The organism is Streptomyces griseorubiginosus, assembly GCF_001514195.1.
GTDB classification, from domain to species: domain Bacteria; phylum Actinomycetota; class Actinomycetes; order Streptomycetales; family Streptomycetaceae; genus Streptomyces; species Streptomyces griseorubiginosus.
In genome coordinates this window covers 1-17,997 of sequence record NZ_KQ948739.1, presented here as the reverse complement: position 1 = coordinate 17,997, position 17,997 = coordinate 1, and the positions used below count along the sequence as shown (strand labels likewise).

Annotated in this window: 14 protein-coding genes; 7 read left to right on the top strand and 7 right to left on the bottom strand. The window is 71.1% G+C overall.

Going from position 1 to position 17,997, the window contains the following annotated elements; translation table 11 throughout:
* Positions 1-132 precede the first annotated feature (132 nt).
* From AQJ54_RS25845 to AQJ54_RS25830, 4 genes are read left to right on the top strand one after another with little or no spacing between them, the layout of a single operon-like run.
* Positions 133-3,120, top strand: coding sequence for a nitrate- and nitrite sensing domain-containing protein (locus tag AQJ54_RS25845; RefSeq protein WP_062241863.1), 2,988 nt, complete (start codon positions 133-135; stop codon positions 3,118-3,120).
* Positions 3,117-3,539 carry a roadblock/LC7 domain-containing protein gene (locus AQJ54_RS25840; RefSeq protein WP_030321671.1) on the top strand — a complete coding sequence of 141 codons (423 nt, stop codon included), beginning with the start codon at positions 3,117-3,119 and terminating at the stop codon, positions 3,537-3,539. The genes AQJ54_RS25845 and AQJ54_RS25840 overlap by 4 nt, the downstream gene beginning before the upstream one ends.
* Positions 3,540-3,548: 9 nt before the next feature.
* A complete protein-coding gene (locus tag AQJ54_RS25835; protein ID WP_030321672.1) occupies positions 3,549-3,944 on the top strand; it encodes a DUF742 domain-containing protein in 396 nt (131 codons plus the stop codon).
* Positions 3,945-4,003: 59 nt separating this feature from the next.
* Positions 4,004-4,609, top strand: coding sequence for a GTP-binding protein (locus AQJ54_RS25830; RefSeq protein ID WP_062028115.1), 606 nt, complete (start codon positions 4,004-4,006; stop codon positions 4,607-4,609).
* Between the two features lie 105 nt (positions 4,610-4,714).
* On the opposite strand, the gene glpK is transcribed toward AQJ54_RS25830, so the two are convergent.
* The 4 genes from glpK to AQJ54_RS25810 form a co-directional block, all read right to left on the bottom strand.
* On the bottom strand, positions 4,715-6,229 hold the full coding sequence (gene glpK, locus AQJ54_RS25825) for a glycerol kinase GlpK (RefSeq protein WP_062241373.1): 1,515 nt from the start codon (positions 6,227-6,229) through the stop codon (positions 4,715-4,717).
* A gap of 66 nt (positions 6,230-6,295) precedes the next feature.
* Positions 6,296-7,021, bottom strand: coding sequence for an MIP/aquaporin family protein (locus tag AQJ54_RS25820; RefSeq protein ID WP_062028111.1), 726 nt, complete (start codon positions 7,019-7,021; stop codon positions 6,296-6,298).
* 313 nt (positions 7,022-7,334) lie between these two features.
* Positions 7,335-8,525: a lipid-transfer protein gene (locus AQJ54_RS25815; RefSeq protein WP_062241861.1), complete on the bottom strand. Its 1,191-nt coding sequence runs from the start codon at positions 8,523-8,525 to the stop codon at positions 7,335-7,337.
* Positions 8,522-8,947 carry a Zn-ribbon domain-containing OB-fold protein gene (locus tag AQJ54_RS25810; RefSeq protein ID WP_030321679.1) on the bottom strand — a complete coding sequence of 142 codons (426 nt, stop codon included), beginning with the start codon at positions 8,945-8,947 and terminating at the stop codon, positions 8,522-8,524. The genes AQJ54_RS25815 and AQJ54_RS25810 overlap by 4 nt, the downstream gene beginning before the upstream one ends.
* Positions 8,948-9,082: 135 nt before the next feature.
* Between AQJ54_RS25810 and AQJ54_RS25805 the strand changes: the two genes are divergently transcribed.
* Positions 9,083-9,619 carry an NUDIX domain-containing protein gene (locus tag AQJ54_RS25805; protein WP_062241372.1) on the top strand — a complete coding sequence of 179 codons (537 nt, stop codon included), beginning with the start codon at positions 9,083-9,085 and terminating at the stop codon, positions 9,617-9,619.
* Positions 9,620-9,621: 2 nt separating this feature from the next.
* On the opposite strand, the gene AQJ54_RS25800 is transcribed toward AQJ54_RS25805, so the two are convergent.
* The gene (locus AQJ54_RS25800; RefSeq protein WP_062241859.1) at positions 9,622-11,988 is read right to left on the bottom strand and encodes a glycoside hydrolase family 31 protein; all 2,367 of its coding nucleotides are present in this window, start codon (positions 11,986-11,988) and stop codon (positions 9,622-9,624) included.
* 214 nt (positions 11,989-12,202) lie between these two features.
* Here AQJ54_RS25800 and AQJ54_RS25795 point away from each other — a divergent pair, with 214 nt between their 5' ends.
* Together AQJ54_RS25795 and AQJ54_RS25790 are read left to right on the top strand one after the other, a co-directional pair.
* Positions 12,203-14,170: an acetoacetate--CoA ligase gene (locus tag AQJ54_RS25795; protein ID WP_062028106.1), complete on the top strand. Its 1,968-nt coding sequence runs from the start codon at positions 12,203-12,205 to the stop codon at positions 14,168-14,170.
* Positions 14,171-14,343: 173 nt separating this feature from the next.
* On the top strand, positions 14,344-15,237 hold the full coding sequence (locus AQJ54_RS25790; RefSeq protein WP_062241369.1) for a hypothetical protein: 894 nt from the start codon (positions 14,344-14,346) through the stop codon (positions 15,235-15,237).
* 71 nt (positions 15,238-15,308) lie between these two features.
* Here the strand turns inward: AQJ54_RS25790 and ptsP are convergent, their stop codons facing one another.
* On the bottom strand, positions 15,309-16,979 hold the full coding sequence (gene ptsP / locus AQJ54_RS25785; protein WP_062241366.1) for a phosphoenolpyruvate--protein phosphotransferase: 1,671 nt from the start codon (positions 16,977-16,979) through the stop codon (positions 15,309-15,311).
* Positions 16,980-17,100: 121 nt separating this feature from the next.
* On the bottom strand, positions 17,101-17,550 hold the full coding sequence (locus AQJ54_RS25780) for a PTS sugar transporter subunit IIA (RefSeq protein WP_062028100.1): 450 nt from the start codon (positions 17,548-17,550) through the stop codon (positions 17,101-17,103).
* Positions 17,551-17,997: the final 447 nt, after the last annotated feature.

Sequence of the window (17,997 nt, the reverse complement as noted above, 5' to 3'; positions counted from 1 at the left end):
TGTCCGAACCGTGGAGCGGAAGTTCAGGTTCCGGACGGAGCTTCGAGTTACGCCTGCGTCGGTAGTAGGCTCGCGCCGTTTGTTGACGTACATGTGTACCCCCGGCGGATGGGGGTCGAGCTGGGGGAGGCCATGCGCTTTCGCGGGAAGTCGATCCGCCGGAAGATCGTGGCGCTGCTTCTCGTGCCGCTGGTGTCCCTGATCGCGGTGTGGGGCTTCGCCACGGTGCTGACGGGACGTGAGGTCGCCCAGCTCTTCCAGGTGTCGGCCGTCACGGAGAAGCTCGCCTATCCCATCGAGGACACCGTGCGGGTGCTCCAGCAGGAACGCCGCCAGTCGCTCGTCTACCTGGCCGATCCGCGCGCCTCGGACGCCCTGTCCGCGCTGCGCAACACGCGGAACGCCTCGGACGAGGCCATCGCCAAGTTCCGGAAGAACGCGCACGACCCCGACGTCCGCGACGGCCTGGACCAGGACGACGAAGAACGCCTGACCGCCGTCCAGGACGCCTTCGACGGCATCGACTCGCTGCGCCGCAGCGTCGAGGACCGCACCGTCACCCGCCTCACGGCGCTCGACCAGTACAACCGTCTCGTCGACCCGGCCTACGCCCTCCTCGCCACCCTCGACGGCGTCGACAGCGTCGAACTCGACAAGCAGGCACGGGCTCTGGTCAACATCACCCGCGCCCGCGAACTGCTCTCCCGCGAGGACGCCCTGCTCGGTTCCTCCCTGGTGGTGGGCAAGCTCAGCCACGACGAGATCCGTGACGTCTCCGACCTCGTCGCCCAGCGCACCCTGATGTACGACGTCAGCCTGGCCGTGCTGCCGACGTCCGAGCGCGAGCGGTACGAGCGGTTCTGGAAGAACGCCGGCACGGCGCCCCTGCGCTCCGCCGAGCAGTCCGTCGCCGGCGCCGAACCCGGCACCTTCACCAAGGTGAGTGCCAAGAGCTGGGACGCCGCCGCGGGCACCGCGCTCGACGAACTCGCCAAGCTCGACGACCAGGCGAGCGACCGCCTCCAGGACCGCGTCCAGCCGGAGGCGATCGGCGTCATCATCAAGGCCGCAGCGGTCGGCGTCCTCGGTCTGGTCGCCCTGCTCGCCTCGCTGATCCTCTCCGTACGGGTGGGCCGCGCCCTCATCCGCGACCTGCGGCAACTGCGCCTGGAGGCCCACGAGGCGTCCGGCGTACGCCTGCCCAGCGTGATGCGCCGCCTGTCCGTCGGCGAACAGGTCGACGTCGAGACCGAGGTCCCGCGCCTCGAGTACGACAAGAACGAGATGGGCGAGGTCGGCCAGGCCCTCAACACCCTCCAGCGCGCCGCCGTCGAAGCCGCCGTGAAACAGGCCGAGTTGCGCGCCGGTGTCTCCGAGGTGTTCGTCAACCTCGCCCGCCGCAGCCAGGTCCTGCTCCACAAGCAGCTCACCCTGCTCGACACCATGGAGCGCCGCACCGAGGACACCGACGAGCTCGCCGACCTGTTCCGCCTCGACCACCTGACCACCCGTATGCGCCGGCACGCCGAGGGTCTCGTGATCCTCTCCGGTGCGGCCCCCTCACGGCAGTGGCGCAAACCCGTCCAGCTGATGGACGTCGTCCGCGCCGCCGTCGCCGAGGTCGAGGACTACGAGCGCATCGAGGTCCGGCGGCTGCCCAGGGTCGCCGTGACCGGACCGGCCGTCGCCGACCTCACCCACCTGGTGGCCGAACTCCTGGAGAACGCCACGGTGTTCTCCCCGCCGCACACCGCCGTCCAGGTCCTGGGCGAGCGGGTCGCCAACGGCTTCACCCTGGAGATCCACGACCGCGGACTCGGCATGGCCGCCGACGCGCTGCTGGACGCCAACCTCCGGCTCGCGGAGACACCGGAGTTCGAGCTGTCCGACACCGACCGCCTCGGCCTGTTCGTGGTCAGCCGGCTCGCGCAGCGGCAGAACGTCCGGGTCTCCCTCCAGCCTTCGCCGTACGGCGGCACGACGGCCGTGGTCTTCATCCCCGACGCGCTGCTGACCGACGACGTCCCGGACACCAACGGCATCGGCTTCCGCCTCGACCGCCCCGGGCCCTCGAAGGAGGCCGAACTGGAGGCGGCCCAGCGGGTCTCGCTCACCCGAGGGCCGGCCATGCCGCCCGCGATCCTGGACGGCCCGGTCGAACTGGAGGCTCCCGTCGACCTGGACGCCCTGACCGACTTCCCGGGGGTGCTCGACTCCGAGGACGAGCGCGGCGGGCTGTTCCGGCCGCGCCGCTCCCTGGCCCAGGTGGACGACGACGGTCTCGACACCGACGGGGCCGGTCTCGGCGACGGTCCGGACGACCTGGTGTCGCCACCCCGCCGCCGTACCCCCAAGCTGGTCAGCTCCCACGGCCGCCCGGTCACCGACGAGCGGCCGGGCCGCGAGGAGAGGGACGAGGCGGCCCCGATCGGCCCCGGCGACCCCCGCCCCCATACGGCGCCCTCGGTCACCGCGGACGCCTCGCGCTCCGAACCTCCGACGCTGCCCAGCCGCCGCCGTGCCGCGGCGCTGCGCCGGGGCACGGGCGTGGCCGACCGTCTCGACGAGCTGACCCAGACGCCGACGTCCTCGGCGGCGCGGGGCCGCGACCTCGGCGGCCCGTCAGGATCCCCCGCACTGCCCCGACGCACCCGGCGCGCCGAGATCGCGTCGAGCGGGGGCGGGGCGGACGAGGGGGCGCTCGGAGGTGCTGGGGCGGCCGGCGGTTCCGGAGCCACGGGGGCTTCCGGAATCACGGGATCGACCGGAGTCACCGGCGGCAGGCCCGGTGCTCCCGCTCTCGGCCCCGTCAGGTCCGTCTCAGGCATGGACGCCCTCGGAAGCGGCGGCCAGACGCGCGAGCCGCAGGACTCCGGTCCCGGCGCCACGCCACTGCCCCGCCGCGTCCGGCAGGCCAACCTGGCCCCGCAGCTGAAGCAGGCCCCCGACCGGCGCCCACGGAAGCAGGCGGAGCCCGCCGACCGGGACGCCGACGAGGTACGCAGCCGTATGGCCTCGCTCCAGCGCGGCTGGCAGCGCGGCCGTGAGGAGAACGCCGCGGGCGACGACACGTCAGGCGGCACAGCACCACACCGAACGACAAAGGGGGACGGTCGATGACCGCACCGAAGGCGACCGACAAGTCCGGCGAGCTGAACTGGCTCCTCGACGACCTGGTGGACCGTGTCGCGAGCATCCGCAAGGCCCTGGTGCTCTCCAGCGACGGCCTCCCCACCGGTGTGTCCCAGGACCTGACCCGCGAGGACAGCGAACACCTCGCCGCCGTGGCGTCGGGCTTCCACAGCCTGGCCAAGGGCGTGGGCCGGCACTTCGAGGCGGGCAACGTCCGCCAGACCGTGGTCGAGCTGGACGACGCCTTCCTGTTCGTGACGGCCGCCGGCGACGGCAGCTGCCTCGCCGTCCTCTCGGACGCCGACTCGGACGTGGGCCTCGTCGCGTACGAGATGACGCTCCTGGTCAAGCGGGTCGGTGTGCATCTCGGCGCCGCTCCGCGCACCGATCTGCCTCAGGGCGGGTAGTGAGATGGCATGAGCACAGACGGTCAGGGAAGAAGCCACTGGTTCGACGACGAGGCCGGACCGGTGGTCCGTCCGTACGCCATGACACGCGGCCGCACCACAAGTGCCGGTCAGCACCGTCTCGACCTCATCGCGGTCGTCGTCGCCGAACCCCACACGGACGATCCCGAAGGGGACCAGTCGCTGTCCCCCGAGCACGTGGACATCGTCGACCTGTGCCGGGACAACCCCCAGTCGGTCGCCGAGCTGTCCTCCGAACTCGACCTGCCCATCGGGGTCGTACGGGTCCTGATCGGTGACCTCGTCGCCTCCGAGTGGGTCCATGTGAACCGGCCGGTGCCGCCCGCCGAGCTCCCGGACGAAAGCATCCTGCGCGATGTGATCAACGGTCTCAGGGCCCTGTGACCGTCCACGTCTGACATCGGCGCCGCCCCCAGCAAGCAGCAAGCAGGAGAAAGAGACCAATGATCTTCGGGCGTTCTGAGCGCGGAAAGCCCCCGGTCGAGCCCGTCACGCTCAAGATCCTGGTGGCCGGCGGCTTCGGCGTGGGCAAGACCACGCTGGTGGGCGCGGTCAGCGAGATCAGGCCGCTGCGCACCGAGGAACTGCTCACCGAGGCGGGCCGCCCGGTCGACGACACCAGTGGCGTGGAGGGCAAACGCACTACGACGGTCGCCATGGACTTCGGCCGCATCACCCTGCGCGAGGACCTGGTGCTGTACCTGTTCGGCACGCCGGGACAGGAGCGGTTCTGGTTCATGTGGGACGAGCTCTCCGAGGGCGCCCTCGGAGCCGTCGTGCTCGCCGACACCCGCCGCCTGGAGGACTGCTTCGCCGCCGTCGACTACTTCGAGCGGCGCTCCATCCCCTTCCTGGTCGGCGTCAACTGCTTCGAGGGAGCGGCCCGTTACCCCGAGGAGGACGTACGCCAGGCTCTCGACCTGGACGAGGACGTCCCTGTCGTGCTGTGCGACGCCCGGGACAGGCAGTCCGTCAAGGACGTCCTCGTGGGAGTCGTCCAGCACGCGATGGCGTACTCGGCACGTCAGCGCCGGACCGTCACCACCTGAGGGCACCGGCGGGGATGCGGCCCGTACCCCCGCCGACAGGGGTACGGGCCGCGGCTTCATCGCACCACGCGCGCGTGCCCGGTGCTCGGCACCACGCGCGTGTGGCTAGCTCTCGCCGTCGTCCTCCTCCCAGCCGAAGCTCTTCTCCACGGCCTTGCGCCAGTTGTGGTACTGGCGGTCCCTCACGGACGGCTCCATGTCCGGCGTCCACTCGACGTCCTTCTGCCAGTGGGACTTCAGCTCGTCGAGGTCGTTCCACACACCGGTGGCCAGCCCGGCCGCGTACGCGGCGCCCAGGCACGTGGTCTCGGAGACCTTCGGCCGGACCACCGGCACGTCCAGCACGTCGGCCTGGTGCTGCATCAGCAGGTTGTTCTTGGTCATGCCGCCGTCGACCTTCAGGGTGGTGATCTGCACCCCCGAGTCCTGGTACATGGCGTCCACGACCTCACGGGTCTGCCAGCTCGTCGCCTCCAGCACCGCGCGGGCGAGGTGCGCCTTGGTGACGTACCGCGTCAGGCCCGTGACGACTCCGCGCGCGTCCGAGCGCCAGTAGGGCGCGAACAGCCCGGAGAAGGCGGGCACGATGTACGCGCCGCCGTTGTCGTCGACGCTCGCGGCGAGGGGCTCGATCTCGTCGGCGGTCCGGATGATGCCGAGCTGGTCGCGGAACCACTGGACCAGGGCGCCGGTGATGGCGATCGACCCCTCCAGGCAGTACACCGGCGCCTCGTCGCCGATCTTGTAGCCCATCGTCGTCAGCAGCCCGTTCTTCGACGGCACCGGCCGGTTGCCCGTGTTGAGCAGCAGGAAGGAGCCCGTGCCGTAGGTGTTCTTCGCCGTACCCACGTCGTAGCAGGCCTGTCCGAACACGGCGGCCTGCTGGTCGCCCAGCGCGGACGCCACGGGCACGCCCGCGAGTTGGCCGACCGCGGTGCCGTAGACCTCGGCGGACGACCTGATCTCGGGGAGCACGGCCTCCGGCACGTTCATCGCGGACAGGATCGACTGGTCCCACTGGAGGGTCTCCAGGTTCATCAGCATGGTCCGCCCGGCGTTGGTCACATCGGTGACGTGCCGGCCGCCGTCCGTGCCGCCGGTGAGGTTCCAGATCAGCCAGGAGTCGATGGTGCCGAAGGCGATCTCACCGTTCTCGGCCCGCGCGCGCAGCCCCGGCACGTTGTCCAGCAACCAGGCCGCCTTCGGACCGGAGAAGTAGGTGGCCAGCGGCAGCCCGGTCTGCTCGCGGAACCGGTCCTGACCGTCCGAGCCGCCCAGTTGGTGGGTGAGGGCCGCGGTGCGGGTGTCCTGCCAGACGATCGCGTTGTGCACGGGTTTGCCGGTGGCGCGGTCCCAGAGGACCGTCGTCTCGCGCTGGTTGGTGATGCCCAGCGCGCTGAGCTGGTCGGCGCGGAGTCCGGCCTTCGCGATCGCCCCGGCGACCACGGCCTGCACCTTGGACCAGATCTCGGTGGCGTCGTGCTCGACCCAGCCGGGCTTGGGGAAGATCTGGCGGTGCTCACGCTGGTCGACGGCCACGATCGCGCCGTCCTGGTTGAAGATGATGCAGCGGCTGGAGGTGGTGCCCTGGTCGATGGCGGCGACGAACTTGTCCGTCATGACGTCCCCTTCGTCGGGTTGCTGCTCAAGGCGTTGCTGAGGGAGTGCGTTTCGCGAGCCGTGATCTCAGAAGGCCGCTTTGAAGATGAGTCCGGACAGCGCGCCGCCGATGAGCGGTCCCACCACCGGGATCCACGCGTAACCCCAGTCCGAGGTGCCCTTGTTGGGTATCGGCAGCAGGGTGTGGACGATGCGCGGGCCGAGGTCACGGGCCGGGTTGATGGCGTATCCGGTGGGTCCGCCGAGCGACAGACCGATGCCGACCACCAGGAACGAGACGACCAGGACCGCGGTACCCGACTCGCCGAGCCCCTTGGTGAGCCCGAACGCCAGGATCGGCAGCACCAGACCGACGGTCGCGATGATCTCGGTGACGAGGTTCGCCACGGGATTGCGGATCGCCGGACCGGTGGAGAAGATCCCGAGCGTGGGCTGGGCGATCTCGTCGTCGGCGTTGGCCTGGAACTGCGCGTAGTAGACCAGCCAGCACAGGACCGCCCCGAGCATGGCACCCACCATCTGCCCGGCGATGTACACCGGTACCTGGTCCCAGTCCCCGGTGTCGACGGCGATCCCTATGGTCACCGCGGGGTTGAGGTGCCCGCCGGACAGCGGAGCGGCGGTGTACGCCCCGGCCAGCACGCCGAAGCCCCAGCCGAACGCGATGACGACCCAACCGGAGTCCTTCGCCTTCGAGTAGTTGAGGAGGACGGCGGCGACCACGCCGGCGCCGAAGAGGATCAGAATCGCCGTACCGATGACCTCACCGAGGAATACGTCTCCGTTGCTCATGGCGGCTCCTAGGCCTGGCCCGGGACGGTCCCGCCCCGGTCCACCTCCGTGCAGGGTTGCGGTTCCCTTGGCGAACTGCCGAGGCCAGGGAGGATCCCGCGCCCCGCCCGGCGTCCGCGACGAGCGTGCCGTCGCGGCCGAATCGCCTGTAGGGGCACGGGCCTTGGCTCATGGGGGACCCGCACGGCGTGATGCCTGGAACGCCGAGAATGTACGGCGATGTCGACCGACACCGGAAGTGTTCACCGGGCCCCGGGGGGCGTCAAGGTCGGCGACGGCAACGGTTGGGACGGGCGTGGGCGGCGTCCCCCGGTCACCTCACCGCCACCACCGCCGAACCATGACCGAACAGCCCTTGGTTCGCGGTGATCCCCACGCGCGCGTGTTCCACCTGACGCGGCCCCGCGTCACCCCTCAACTGCCAGGTCAACTCGCACACCTGGGCGATGGCCTGGGCCGGGACCGCCTCGCCGAAGGAGGCGAGGCCGCCGCTCATGTTGACGGGTATGCGCCCACCCGGTGCCGTCGCCCCCTCGCGCAGCAGCTTCGCGCCCTCACCCTCGCCGCACAGCCCGAGATCCTCGTACCACTGCAACTCCAGCGCGGTGGAGAGGTCGTACACCTCGGCGAGCGAAAGATCCTCCGGCCCGATTCCCGCCTCCTGGTAGGCCGCGTGCGCGATCGAGGCCCGGAACGTCCGCTCGGCCGGCTCGACCACCGCCGCGGAGTCGGTCGCGATGTCGGGCAGGTCCAGCACGGTGTTCGGATAGGTCGGCGTCACCGTGGACACCGCCCTGATCCGCACGGGCGCGGCCACGCCCCGCCGCCGCGCGAACTCCATGCTGGAGAGCACCAGTGCCGCCCCGCCGTCCGAGGTCGCGCAGATGTCCAGAAGCCGCAGCGGATCGGCCACCACGGCGGAGGCCGCGACCTCGTCCGCCGTGACCCGCTTCCGGTAGCGCGCGTGCGGATTCAACGCGCCCATGGCGGAGTTCTTGACCTTGACCTCGGCGAAGTCCTCGGGAGTGTCCCCGTGCACGGCCATCCGCCGCCGCGCGTACAGCCCGAAGTACGTCGGGTTGGTCGCCCCGAGAACCCGGAACCGCAGCCAGTCCGGATCGTCGGGCCGATCACCGCCCGCGGGCCTGAAGAACCCCTTGGGGGCCGCGTCGGCGCCCACCACGAGCACCACGTCGGCCAGCCCTGCGAGGATCTGTGCCCGCGCGGCGGCCACTGCCTGCGCCCCCGACGCGCAGGCCGCGTACACGCTGGCGACCCGGGCCCCCTGCCAGCCGAGCGCCTTCGCGAAGGTCGCCCCCGCCACGTAACCCGGATAACCGCCCCGCACGGTGTCCGCGCCGACGACCGAACCGACCTCCCGCCACTCCAGCCCCGCGTCGGCCAGCGCCGCACGGGCCGCCGCCACGCCGTACTCGACGAACGAGCGCCCCCACTTGCCCCACGGGTGCATGCCCGCGCCGAGCACCGCCACCTCTGCCGTCATGCCGCCACCCCCGTCGGCCGCCACCGCCACGTGGTGAAGACCGTCTCCCCGTCCTCGTGCAGGACTCCGGGGACGACCTCCACCTCCGCACCCACCGTCAGATCGGCGACGGTGACCCCGGGAACGGCCTGCCCCAGCACCACGATCCGCTCGGCGGCCAGCTCCACAGCGATCAACGTGCAGGGCTCCCACGGAAGTTCCGGATCCGTCACATAGGGTGACGGCGGCCGGTACCGGCTGTCCGTGTAGGACCAGATTCGTCCGCGTCGCGAAAGGGGAATCTCCGCCAGATCGCCACCGTCGCATCCGGGGTTGCGGCAATGCCCGTCCTCGCGCGGGAAGAAGACCGAGGCGCAGGCGGAGCAGCGGGTGCCCAACAGCGTGAAGTCGGCTCCGTCACCGGTGAACCATCCGGTGACCACTGGTGTACGCGTGCGTGGCAACGTCCCTCCCCGGACCGTATCTGACGGATCGTCAGAAGTGTTGCACGGACCACCGCGAAGAGGCAGAGGGCCCGACGGAATCGAAGCCACCGGTGATCGGATACAGTCCGCCGCGTGTCCGAAACTCAGCACTCCATCCCCAACTCCGGGCCCGGCTCCCACTGTTCGAGCTGCGGAGCGCCCTACGGAGAGGGCGTCGCGGGCTGGCCCCGCACCTGTCCCGTCTGCGCCGCCGTGGCCTACCGCAACCCCTTGCCGGTCGCCGTCGCGCTCCAGCCCGTCTACGACACCCAGGGCATCGCCCTGGTCGTCATCACCCGGACCGTCGAGCCCGCGCGCGGAGGCATCGCCCTGCCCGGCGGCTTCGTCGACGACCGCGAGGACTGGCGGCACGCCCTGGTCCGCGAACTCAAGGAAGAGACCGGCATCGAGGCGGCCGCCCGCGACGTACGGCTCGTCGACGCACTGAGCTCGCAGGACGGCCACCTGCTCCTGTTCGGGGTGCTGCCGGAGCGCCCCGCCGACGGCCTCCCGCTGTCCACCGCCACGAACGAGACAGAGGGCTGGCACCTGCTGCGCAGGCCCGAGGAACTCGCGTTCCCCCTGCACACCGTGGCCGTCCGTGCCTGGTTCGAGGGCCGCTACGCCTGAGCTCAGCGCGCCGGGAGCCCCCGCAGCCGCACCGGGAGGGACGGCTCGCTCACACCGTCCTCGCCCTCCCGCTGGACGACCACCTTCCGGCCCTGCCAGCGGGTGACGTAGCGGTCGATCTCCGGCTCGTCCCACCCGTCGCCCGCGTCCACCACGACCAGGCCGCCCCCGCTCCGTCCCCGGGCGGGGGCCCACACCTCCAGTTCCAGACCTCCGTCCGCGCCCCGCACCGGTATGACGGCACCCGCGCGCGCGAGCACCGGGATCCGCGACAGCGGGGCCTCCACCAGCACCTGGCCCGGCCCCTCGTACGCCTGCTCCGTCACCGTGTCGTACCAGCGCCCGCGCGGCAGCTGGACCGCCCGCCGGTCGCCGCCAGGATCGAGCACCGGGGCCACCAGCAGGCTGTCGCCCAGCAGGAAGGCGTCCTCGCAGTCCCGCAGGGCACGGTCCTCGGGCGCGGACCACCACAAGGGCCGTACATAAGGCGCCCCGGTACGGCGTGCCAACTGCGCCAGCGTCATGAAGTACGGCAGCAGCCGCCGGCGTTCCACGAGCGCCACGCGCGCGTGCTCCAGCACCTCGGCACCGAACTCCCACGGCTCCCTGCACCCCGCGCGCGGGCTCGCGTGCGTACGGAACAGCGGCATACAGGCGCCCAGCTGGAACCAGCGCAGATACAGCTCGGGCGACGGACTCCCGTCGAAGCCGCCCACGTCGGGCCCCGAGTACGGCACCCCGCACAGGCCGAGCCCCATCACCAGCGCCAGCGAGGCCCGCAGGCCCGGCCAGCCCGTGGCCACGTCACCGGACCACGTACCGCCGTAGCGCTGCATTCCGGCCCAACCGGAACGCGAGAACAGGAAGGGCCGCTCGGCGGGCACCAGCGCGCGCAGCCCCTCATAACCGGCCCTGGCCATGCACAGCGCGTAGACGTTGTGGGCCTCCCGGTGGTCGCCGCCCCGGCCCTCCAGGGCGTGCCGGGCCGAGCGCGGCAGAGTCGACTCCCCGAAGGCGTGCAACGACGTGGGCTCGTTCATGTCGTGCCAGAAGCCCGCGAAGCCGGCCGCCAGCCGCTCCTGGTAGAGACGGCCCCACCACTCACGCACGCGCGCGTGGGTGAAATCCGGATAGACCGCCTCCCCGGACCGCACGACCCCCTCCACCAGCCGTCCGGACGCGTCCTTCACGAAGGCGTCCTCGGCCGTCCCGCCGTCGAACACCGCGTTGCCCGGCGCCGCCTTGACCGCCGGACCGACGACCGACACCAGCCGGATCCCGTCCCGCAGCAGTTCCCCGGCCAGTTGCGGAAGCTTGGGGAAGCGATCCTGGTCGACCGTGAACACCTCGTGCTCGTCCAGGTGGTCGATGTCCAGATGCACGGCGTCGAGCGGTAGATCGCGTTCCTGGTACCCGGCGACGATCCGCCGCACCTCCTGCTCGCTGCCGAAGCCCCGACGGGCGTGGTGATGGCCAAGCGCCCACGACGGCGGCAGGGCGGGCGCACCCGTGAGAGACGCCCACGCGAGCAGCACGCGCGCGGGGGTGCCCACCATCACCCAGCAGCGCAGCGGACCGCCGTCCATCCGCAGCTCCGACGCCCCCACCCGGTCGTGCCCGGACCCCGCGCCCTCCTCGCCCTCCCGAAGGGTCACGGTGCCGTCCCAGGACGTGTCGTGGAACACCAGATGGGTGGTGACGTCGGCGACCACCAGCTGCACCGGCATAGTGACGTACAGCGGATCGTCACCCGGCCCGAACGACCGGCCCGGGGCGGTGTTCCACAGCCGGTACGCGCCGTCCCGCAGCCGCGGCCCCGACGCCCGGCCCCCGAGCCCGAAGAACCGCGCGTCGGCGGCCACCTCGGACCGCTGCATCCAGCGCGCCGTGCCGCCCTCCACCGGCTCCCACCACCGGGGCGGCAGATCCCGGCGCACGGTCACCCCGCCGGGCGTCCGCACCTCGACCGCGCCGTGCCGCGACACCACGACCGTCGCCCGCTCGGACACCACCCGCCAGCCGTCGTCCTTGTCCGGCTCGAGAACCGCCCGCGGATCAGGCTCCGGACAGCGGCCCGCCAGCGCGTACGACGGCTCGGGTCCGGCCCCGTCCCAGCCCCAGAAGACCGCCCCGTTCACCGCGACCATGATCCGCAGCTCGGACCGTGCGAACCGGACGACGCCCCCGCCGGGCCCCGGCTCGGCGCTCCGCACCGGACCCGGCACCCGCGCCCGCTCGGCCCCGCGCGCGGGCAGCCCGGCAGCATCGGTACGCCTCCTGCGCCACGCGGCCCGTACGGTACGCAACCCCTGGGACGCCCCCGCCGAGCCGACCGCCTTCACCGAGCGCACCAGGTCACGACCGTTCATGCTGCTCACCCTGCCACTCACTCACCCACACGCGTGTGCCGTTCAACTTCCGTTCACCCGTGCCGGGACCACATCTTCACGACACGGACTATGTGGGCCGCACCCTGGCGTTGAAGTTGATCACATGGCATCGTCCCTGTCAGCCGCGTCACGCGCACACCCCTGGCCCGTGCGCGGAGGACGCACACGACGCGCAGAGTCCGGGAGCAGCCCCATGTCGACCGTGAACCCCCAGCCGCTCTGGCAGCCAGATCCGCAGCGCATCGCCCGGTCCCAGGTCACCAGGTTCCAGGCCTGGGCCGCCGAGCACCACGGCGCCCCCGCCGACGGCGGCTACCCGGCCCTGCACCGCTGGTCCGTGGACGAGCTGGAGACGTTCTGGAAGGCCGTCACCCAGTGGTTCGACGTACGGTTCTCGGCCCCCTACGCGCGCGTGCTGGGCGACCGCTCGATGCCCGGCGCCGAGTGGTTCCCCGGCGCCACTCTCAACTACGCCGAGCACGCCCTGCGAGCCGCCGACACCCGCGCGGACGAACCGGCCCTGCTGTACGTCGACGAGACCCATGAGCCGCGCCCCGTGACCTGGTCCGAGCTGCGCCGCCAGGTCGCCTCCCTGGCGGCCGAACTGCGAGCCCTCGGCGTACGGCCGGGAGACCGCGTCAGCGGCTACCTCCCGAACATCCCGGAAGCCGTCGTCGCCCTTCTCGCCACGGCCGCCGTGGGCGCTGTGTGGACCTCCTGCGCCCCCGACTTCGGCGCCCGCAGCGTCCTGGACCGCTTCCAGCAGGTCGAACCGGTGATCCTGTTCGCCGTCGACGGCTACCGCTACGGCGGCAAGGAGCACGACCGCCGCGCGACCGTCGCCGACATCCGCCGCGAACTGCCCTCCCTGCGCGCCGTCGTCCACATCCCGCTCCTCGGCACCGCGGCCCCCGAAGGCGCCCTGGAGTGGTCCGCCCTCACGGCCACGGACACCGAGCCGGTCTTCGAACAGGTGCCGTTCGCCCATCCCCTATGGGTCCTCTACTCCTCCGGCACCACCGGACTGCCCAAGGCCATCGTCCAGTCCCAGGGCGGCATCCTCGTCGAACACCTCAAACAACTCGGCCTGCACTGCGACCTCGGCCCCGAGGACCGCTTCTTCTGGTACACCTCCACGGGCTGGATGATGTGGAACTTCCTCGTCTCCGGCCTCCTCACCGGCACGACCGTCGTCCTCTACGACGGCAGCCCCGGCTACCCCGACACCGGCGCCCAGTGGCGGGTCGCCGAACGCACGGGAGCCACCCTCTACGGCACCTCGGCCGCCTACGTCATGGCCTGCCGCAAGGCCGACGTGCACCCAGGCCGCGACTTCGACCTCTCCAAGGTGCAGTGCGTGGCCACCACCGGCTCACCGCTCCCGCCCGACGGCTTCCGCTGGCTGCACGACGAGGTCCGCGAGGACCTGTGGATCGCCTCCGTCAGCGGCGGCACGGACGTGTGCTCCTGTTTCGCGGGCGCCGTCCCGACCCTGCCGGTCTACATCGGCGAGCTCCAGGCACCCGGCCTCGGCACCGACCTCCAGTCCTGGGACCCCAGCGGCGAACCCCTCGTCGACGAGGTCGGCGAACTCGTCGTCACCAACCCCATGCCCTCGATGCCGATCCACTTCTGGAACGACCCCGACGGCAGCCGCTACCACGACAGTTACTTCGACACCTACCCCGGTGCATGGCGCCACGGCGACTGGATCACCGTCACCTCGCGCGGCTCGGTCGTCATCCACGGCCGCTCCGACTCGACGCTCAACCGGCAGGGCGTCCGCATGGGCTCGGCCGACATCTACGAAGCCGTGGAGCGACTCCCCGAGATCAAGGAATCGCTGGTCATCGGCATCGAACAGCCCGACGGCGGCTACTGGATGCCGCTCTTCGTGCACCTCGCCCCCGGAGCCGCGCTCGACCAGGCACTCCTGGACCGCATCAAGCAGACCATCCGCGAGAACCTCTCACCCCGCCACATCCCCGACGAGGTCATCGAGGTGCCCGGCATCCCGCACACCCTCACCGGCAAGCGCATCGAGGTCCCGGTCAAGCGCCTTCTCCAGGGCACCCCCCTGGAGAAGGCGGTCAACGCGGGCTCCATCGACAACCTCGACCTGCTCCACTTCTACGAGGACCTGGCCCGCAAACGCGCCTGACCCAGCGGGCCCCCGACGCCCTGGCGGGATCCGAGGCCGGTCTTCGCCTCGGCCGCCGCCACTCACGGTCACGGCGGCCATCGCCACCGGCCCGGCAGACCCGGGCCGCACGCCGTTGTCAGTGCCGCCGGTTACTGTGAGTGAGCATTGATCGACTGCGCACAGGGGGAAAGATGGCGCACACCGACCACCAGAGCATGCGACGCGTCCTGCGCCGCGAAATCGCCGGCACCATCGGCCTGCTCACCGACGAACACGACTTCCGCGCCATGCGGCGCTACCGCAGCTTCACCTTCGACGACCACCCGACCTACCTGAAACAGGTGGAAGACCTCCTGCGGACCCGCGCCGCACAGGGCAGCCACACCACCGTCGCCCTCTTCGACCCGCAGGAATACGCCGAGTTCTGCGCCGAGACGGGCCTGAACCCGGACGTCCCGGCTAGCCGCACACGCTTCACGGCGGAACTCGCCGGCACCGGCCCGACCCTGCCCTACGAGGGCCAGCCCCTGACCCAGCTGGTGCCCGCCCTCGTCGACGAGGCCGTACGCCAGGCCACCTGGGATTACGCGACCACCCTCCTCGCCCGCCTCGGCAGCTGCGGCTCCTGCGGGGAGGACATCGGCCGCGCCGCCTTCACCCGCGCCTCCGACCTCCTCGTCCGGATCCTCGACACCGCCCAGCCAGGCGAACACCACCTCGTGTGCAGCGTCACCGGCACCCCGGAGGCCCTCGTCTCGGTCCTGCACTCCGACGAGAACAGCGACGGAGCCGTCCAACTCGACGAAGCCGAAGCCCTCGAGTTCACCACGGTCCTGGCCCTCGGCATCGCCACCCAGAGCCCCGGCGGACTGGTCATGCGCACCTGCACGCCGGGAGCCACCGACCGCGTCTACGGCTGGCGACTGCGCGGTGACGGCCTCGAACCCCTCACCGCCGGAGAGGTCTTCGACGCCTACTGCACCGACATCGAGTCCGGCGACCTGATCTCCCCGGAATCCGATGTCGACTACTGCGTCCCGCCGGACCTCGGGCCCGAAGGACCGACACCGCGCCACAGCCACTGAACAGCAGGAGGGCGCCCCACCCGCCGGTGGAGCGCCCTCCCAGAGCCGTCGGCAGGACCGGCTTCGTCCCGCTACTCGCCGGACAGCACCGCCTGAGCGGCCTCCCGCGCCTCCTCGGCGCTGTCGGCAGCCCGGGCGGCCGCGGCCGCCCGCTCGCACTGCGCCAGCGTGTACTTCGCCAGAGTCGCCCGGACGTAAGGAATGGACGCGGCACCCATGGAAAGGGAGGTGACCCCGAGACCGGTCAGCACACACGCGAGCAGCGGGTCCGACGCGGCCTCGCCGCAGACGCCACAGCTCTTGCCCTCGGCCTTCGCACCCTCCGCGGACAGCGCGACCAGATCGAGCAGCGCCGGCTGCCACGGGTCCTGAAGCCGGGACACCGCACCCACCTGGCGGTCGGCGGCGAAGGTGTACTGCGCCAGGTCATTGGTCCCCAGCGACAGGAACTCGACCTCCTGAAGAATCGACCGCGCCCGCAGCGCCGCCGAGGGAATCTCCACCATCGCACCGAACTTCGCCCGGAGCCCCGCCTCCCGGCAGGCGTCGGCGAACGCCCTGGCGTCGGCCCGGTCAGCCACCATCGGAGCCATGACCTCTAGGTAGACCGGCAAGCCCTCGGCGGCCTTCGCCAGCGCCGTCAGCTGGGTGCGCAGCACCTCGGGGTGGTCGAGCAGCGTCCGCAGCCCACGCACACCCAGAGCCGGGTTCGGCTCGTCGGACGGCGTCAGGAAGTCCAGCGGCTTGTCCGCACCCGCGTCCAGCACCCGTACGACGACCCGCCCCTCGGGGAAGGCCTCCAGCACCTGCCGGTAGGCCTCGACCTGCTTCTCCTCGGTGGGCGCGTTCTTGCTGTCGTCCAGGAAGAGGAACTCGGTACGGAAGAGGCCCACGCCCTCGGCACCGGCCTCAACCGCGGCGGGTACGTCCGCCGGCCCACCGACGTTGGCGAGCAGCGGCACCTTGTGGCCGTCGGCGGTGGCACCGGGCCCGGTGGAGGCGGAGAGCGCGGCCTTCCGCTCGGCGGCGGCAGTCTCCAGCTCGGCCTTCTTCTCGTCGCTCGGGTTCACGAAGATGTCACCGGTACTGCCGTCGACGGCGATGACCGTGCCCTCCGCGAGCTCGCCCGCACCCGGCAGCGCCACGACGGCCGGTACACCGAGGGCCCTCGCCAGAATCGCACTGTGACTGGTCGGCCCGCCCTCCTCGGTGACGAAGCCCAGCACGAGCGTCGGGTCCAGCAGAGCGGTGTCGGCGGGCGCGAGATCCCGCGCCACCAGGACGTACGGTTCGTCGCTGTCAGGGACACCCGGCATGGGCACCCCGAGCAGACGAGCGACGATACGATTCCGCACGTCATCGAGGTCCGCCACCCGACCGGCGAGGTACTCACCGGCACCGGCCAGCAGCTCGCGGTACGCGGCGAACGCGTCGTACACGGCACGCTCGGCCGTGCTGCCGACGGCGATACGCCGGTCCACATCGGCGATCAGCTCGGGGTCCTGGGCCATCATGGCCTGCGCCTCGAGCACCGCCTGGGCCTCGCCGCCCGCCAGGTTGCCGCGCGCCGTCAGATCGGCCGCCACAGCCTCCACGGCCTGGCGGGCACGCCCCTGTTCGCGCTCCGCGTCCTCAGCCGGTATCTGCTTGGCAGGCGGCTCCAGCACCGCCGTTCCCATATGCCGAACCTCGCCGATCGCCACACCGTGGCTCACGCCGACGCCTCGCAGCGTTGTCTCCATCTCACCCGTCTCCGATAGTGCGGCGGGTCCCGCCGCCGCGATGGTTGTCGTGCCTGTTCGCCGTCCTACGACGGCATGGACGTCACAGCCGGACGCCACTTGCAGAGGTCACTTCCAGGCGTCAGTTCCAGAGGAAGAGGCTGTCGCCGGCCTTCACGTCACCGTTGTCACGGAGCTCGGAGAGGGATTCGGCCGTGGCCTCCAGCGCCACGACGGGGCACACCGCCGACTTGCCGGCGGCCTCGACGGCTGCCGGGTTCCAGCGCACGACAGCCTGCCCGCGGGTGACGGTGTCACCCTTGTTCACCAGCAGCTCGAAGCCCTCGCCGTTGAGCTGCACGGTGTCGATGCCGAGGTGCACGAGCACGCCGTGTCCCGTTTCGTCGACGACGACGAACGCGTGCGGGTGAAGAGAAACGATCACGCCGTCCACGGGTGCGACGGCCTCGGACGGTTCACGTACGGGGTCGATCGCCGTGCCCGGGCCGACCATGGCCCCGGAGAAGACCGGATCCGGCACTGCGGCCAGTCCGATGGCGCGTCCTGCAAGAGGGGACGTCACGGTGGTCATGGGAAGCCTCCCAGGGGTGGAGCTGCGTATACGGGCCGTCACTGCCTGTCTCGGACGGCTCTGTCCAGCAGCGTATGTCAGATGAAGTGAGGGTTCCGCACGGAAGATACCGGCTGGTGGTCTAGACCACCAGCCCGGGAGATTTGCATGGCCTTCGAGGCCCCGTGTACAGTCGTACTCCTGCTTGGGGCTGAGCGACGCAAACACGCGTCCGTGCCTGGCAGCAACCAAACTTGTCAGACCCTATCTCGATCAACTTCTGCATGCCCGCAGGACGGTGGTCAGAGAGTCGGAAAAACACTGATAGAGTTTGAAACACCGAAGGGAAGCCCGGAGGAAAGCCCGAGAGGGTGAGTACAAAGGAAGCGTCCGTTCCTTGAGAACTCAACAGCGTGCCAAAAATCAACGCCAGATATGTTGATACCCCGTCTCCGGCCGGTCATCGGC

Bases quoted from the DNA above. Each gene is read 5' to 3' on its own strand.
- AQJ54_RS25800 (WP_062241859.1), bottom strand. From the start codon at position 11,988: ATGAACGGTCGTGACCTGGTGCGCTCGGTGAAGGCGGTCGGCTCGGCG.
- AQJ54_RS25845 (WP_062241863.1), top strand. From the start codon at position 133: ATGCGCTTTCGCGGGAAGTCGATCCGCCGGAAGATCGTGGCGCTGCTT.
- AQJ54_RS25820 (WP_062028111.1), bottom strand. From the start codon at position 7,021: ATGAGCAACGGAGACGTATTCCTCGGTGAGGTCATCGGTACGGCGATT.
- AQJ54_RS25815 (WP_062241861.1), bottom strand. From the start codon at position 8,525: ATGACGGCAGAGGTGGCGGTGCTCGGCGCGGGCATGCACCCGTGGGGC.
- AQJ54_RS25790 (WP_062241369.1), top strand. From the start codon at position 14,344: ATGGCGCACACCGACCACCAGAGCATGCGACGCGTCCTGCGCCGCGAA.
- AQJ54_RS25795 (WP_062028106.1), top strand. From the start codon at position 12,203: ATGTCGACCGTGAACCCCCAGCCGCTCTGGCAGCCAGATCCGCAGCGC.
- glpK (WP_062241373.1), bottom strand. From the start codon at position 6,229: ATGACGGACAAGTTCGTCGCCGCCATCGACCAGGGCACCACCTCCAGC.
- AQJ54_RS25835 (WP_030321672.1), top strand. From the start codon at position 3,549: ATGAGCACAGACGGTCAGGGAAGAAGCCACTGGTTCGACGACGAGGCC.
- AQJ54_RS25780 (WP_062028100.1), bottom strand. From the start codon at position 17,550: ATGACCACCGTGACGTCCCCTCTTGCAGGACGCGCCATCGGACTGGCC.
- AQJ54_RS25830 (WP_062028115.1), top strand. From the start codon at position 4,004: ATGATCTTCGGGCGTTCTGAGCGCGGAAAGCCCCCGGTCGAGCCCGTC.
- ptsP (WP_062241366.1), bottom strand. From the start codon at position 16,979: ATGGAGACAACGCTGCGAGGCGTCGGCGTGAGCCACGGTGTGGCGATC.
- AQJ54_RS25840 (WP_030321671.1), top strand. From the start codon at position 3,117: ATGACCGCACCGAAGGCGACCGACAAGTCCGGCGAGCTGAACTGGCTC.